Origin of the sequence: Teichococcus deserti (assembly GCF_001982615.1) — a bacterium.
Classification (GTDB): domain Bacteria; phylum Pseudomonadota; class Alphaproteobacteria; order Acetobacterales; family Acetobacteraceae; genus Pseudoroseomonas; species Pseudoroseomonas deserti.
Genome location: NZ_MLCO01000142.1, coordinates 1 through 3,038, shown reverse-complemented (window position 1 = coordinate 3,038; position 3,038 = coordinate 1). Strand labels below are relative to the sequence as shown.

At 51.8% G+C, this 3,038-nt stretch carries 3 protein-coding genes; all 3 read right to left on the bottom strand.

The window, feature by feature from the left end; genetic code table 11:
• Nucleotides 1-74 precede the first annotated feature (74 nt).
• Nucleotides 75-1,028: a retron St85 family RNA-directed DNA polymerase gene (locus BKE38_RS15100; protein ID WP_131829602.1), complete on the bottom strand. Its 954-nt coding sequence runs from the start codon at nt 1,026-1,028 to the stop codon at nt 75-77.
• Nucleotides 1,025-1,981: a retron St85 family effector protein gene (locus BKE38_RS31500; RefSeq protein WP_207553578.1), complete on the bottom strand. Its 957-nt coding sequence runs from the start codon at nt 1,979-1,981 to the stop codon at nt 1,025-1,027. The genes BKE38_RS15100 and BKE38_RS31500 overlap by 4 nt, the downstream gene beginning before the upstream one ends.
• Before the next feature lie 315 nt (nt 1,982-2,296).
• A complete protein-coding gene (gene purQ / locus BKE38_RS15095; RefSeq protein ID WP_076958126.1) occupies nt 2,297-2,995 on the bottom strand; it encodes a phosphoribosylformylglycinamidine synthase subunit PurQ in 699 nt (232 codons plus the stop codon).
• Between the last annotated feature and the right edge of the window lie 43 nt (nt 2,996-3,038).

The following is a 3,038-nucleotide window of genomic DNA, read 5'->3' as shown; positions in this document are numbered from 1 at the left end:
TGCTCATTCCGGGATCGTAGCAGGAAATTTTACGATAGGCAAGTTTTCCTACAACACTCTATGTGGCAGCTTCACTATTCAATGCGCTCTTTGGGTGTCAACGAAGCGTGCAATATTTGGTTGATCTGATGAGCGCCATACTTAACCTGCAGAGTATAAACAAATGAGGGTTCGACCGACATAATAAAAGAAAGATATCCGGACAATTTAATTATTTCATCCTCGGTTAGGCGCCCCTTGATCGCGTGATGAACCCGCGCTCTTGTCAATCTTTTCGCGTCGCGGCCGATAGTAATTGAGCCGTTGTTGGCTAAAATTAGTCCGGTAATGGATCTTTTGTACTTTTGGGTGGCATAAACAGTCTTCCCAGAATTTATTTCTAAGTTTGGGCTCTTCAATTTTCTTATTATTCTAGAAACATTCTTGATAACGCCGACGAGATATCCAGTCCTTGGCGCCGAAAAGGTCATATCATCAGCATATCTAGTGTAGACGATATTTTCAGTGAGGCAGTATTTATGAACGAGGGTGTCGAATTCGTACATTAAAATATTAGACATGCTGGGAGAGCTGGGCGCGCCGATCGCCAGCCGTAGCGAGACCTTTTTGGGCGTCTTCCTAAAAAAAAGACGGCCTGCCAATGTAATATCCTCGGAGCTTATATTCATGAAGTTCCTTCGGCAATATTGATACCAATCAACAAGACGAAGGCTTGGAAAAAACTCCTTTAGATCAAGTTTTAATATCTGCGAATTTTTTGCATGTGGCTTTACATTATTTAAAAGACCGGAATTTATCCTATAAGCGGTAGCGCATGGGTGAACAGGTAATTGGTTCAATAAAATTTTTGTGGCAATGCGCTGAAGCAGCTTAACCTCGCGGGCAGGTTGGGAAATCTTCCTCAATCCACCAGACTTTTTGACGATGTGGAATTCTTTGTAGCGAACCGGTGCGGTCAGCATAATTTCGCGGACCAGCGGCTCAGGAACGCCGGTTTCCTGTGCAAGCTTTCGGACGAGTTCGCTCATCGGGGCGTCCCCACAGCTGAAGAAATACAAGCAAAGCGCTCAGGGTCGTGCTTCTTCCAGTAAGAACGCACATCAAATTTCCACTTTTCGCGGTCTATCTTCGCTTCCTTTAGTAGCTTATAACCTATAGAGTTTTTTTCATTCGCTATTGACACAAAAAATTTATTGACGCCGCGCTTTTCACTCTTAATCCAGCTCGCATATTCAGCACATAATAAAAGATTTTCTATCTCCTCATTTTTCTTTTTTATACCCAGAATGTATAGGAAAGCCTCAATTTCATCTGCTGTTAGTGCGCCGTAGTGCTGAATTAGCCCCGTCATCAGCTTGATAACGTGGCCTGTACGGGAGCTATTGAATGTCGTGTGCTCTCTGCTAGTCGAATCTGTCAAACGTATATCCATCGCCGACTTGATTCTGGCGGTGAATATATCCATTTTTAATGTTTCAAGATGGTCAATTTTGAAGATGCCTAGTTCGGCCCGGTTTAGGACACAAACAGATGTCCTGAAGCGTCTCTCAAGAGATCTAATGGGGCCGAGAACAATAAAGGACTTTTGACTATAATGATAGTCGTCCATAAAAACAAGTATTCTTCGAGCGATCTCTTCTTCCGTGGCGAAGGCGCCAAGTTCTGCGGCGCTTCCGTAGCTTTCGGAAAATAAAATCACGTAGTCAGATATCTGCGCAATGTCAGATTCGAGTTGAAGAATATCTTTATAATGGCCAGCAGGGAAGAATGCGTCCTGCAGTTCTTCGGCCAGCAAGATTTTCTTATCCGAGCCGAGATTAATTCTAAAAAAGGCATCTCTAAGCGAGTGCGGATAGGAAGGGCATGATAAATCATACCTTCCGCCACAAACAAATATAACAGGTTTGGGTGCATAGACCCGGAGGGAATCCGGGTCTATGCACTCAACTATCTCAGGGATGGCTTCTTTTAAAAGTAACACCTACCAAAGGCGCGGAAGGACGCGGTGTCTTACCGAGCGGAGCGGCCGGAGGACGGTAAGACACCGCGTCCTTCCGCGCCCGGGAAAAGCCGCCAATCAAATGAGATCCGGCGAAGCGCCAGACCAGCACTAAGTTTCATAGTTTAGTGCCACTCTCGTAGGTGATAAGGTCACTTTGGTGACTCAATCACGTCGCGTCAAGATGGCTCTCACAGCCTCACCATTAAGGGCGTGAAGCGTAGTGGAGATGGGGATTGGCGAGTGCAAGCGTGGAGGTTTCGCCTCCGCGCCTGCTCGTTTGTTTCTAGCGCCCGTTCAGGCCGTCGCAAAAACCCCAGCGATGCTCTCGAAGAGCGGCAGCCCGTCCGTCCCGCCCATCAGCGGGTCCACCAGGTCTTCCGGGTGGGGCATCATGCCCAGGATGCGGCGGTTCTCGCTCAGGATGCCGGCGATGTTGTCGATGGCGCCGTTGCGGTTGGCCTCCGGCGTCGCCTCGCCGGCGGCCGTGACATAGCGGAAGGCGACGCGGTCCTCGCCCTGCAGCCGGGCCAGGGTCTCGGCATCGCAGAAGAAGTTGCCGTCGCCATGGGCCATGGGGGCGCGGTAGGTCTCGGCCTTCTGCCAGCGGCTGGTGAAGGGGCTGTCCGCCGTCTCGACGCGCAGGTGGCAGTCCATCGACAGGAAGCGCAGGCCGGCGTTGCGCAGCAGGGCGCCCGGCAGCAGCCCGGCCTCGGTCAGGATCTGGAAGCCGTTGCAGACGCCCAGGATATGGCCGCCCTTCGCCGCGAATTCGGCGATGGCGGGCATGATGGGCGAGCGCGCGGCCATGGCGCCGCAGCGCAGGTAGTCGCCATGGGAGAAGCCGCCGGGCAGCACGACCAGGTCCGTGCCGGCGGGCAGCGCGGTCTCGCGGTGGAACAGGATCTGCGGCTTCTTCCCCGTCGCCTTCTCGAGCGCGATGGCCATGTCGCGCTCGCGGTTGGTGCCGGGGAAGAGGATGATGACGGCGTTCATGCGGCGACCTTCGCGACAGGAGCGGGGGCGAAAAGGGCAGGGG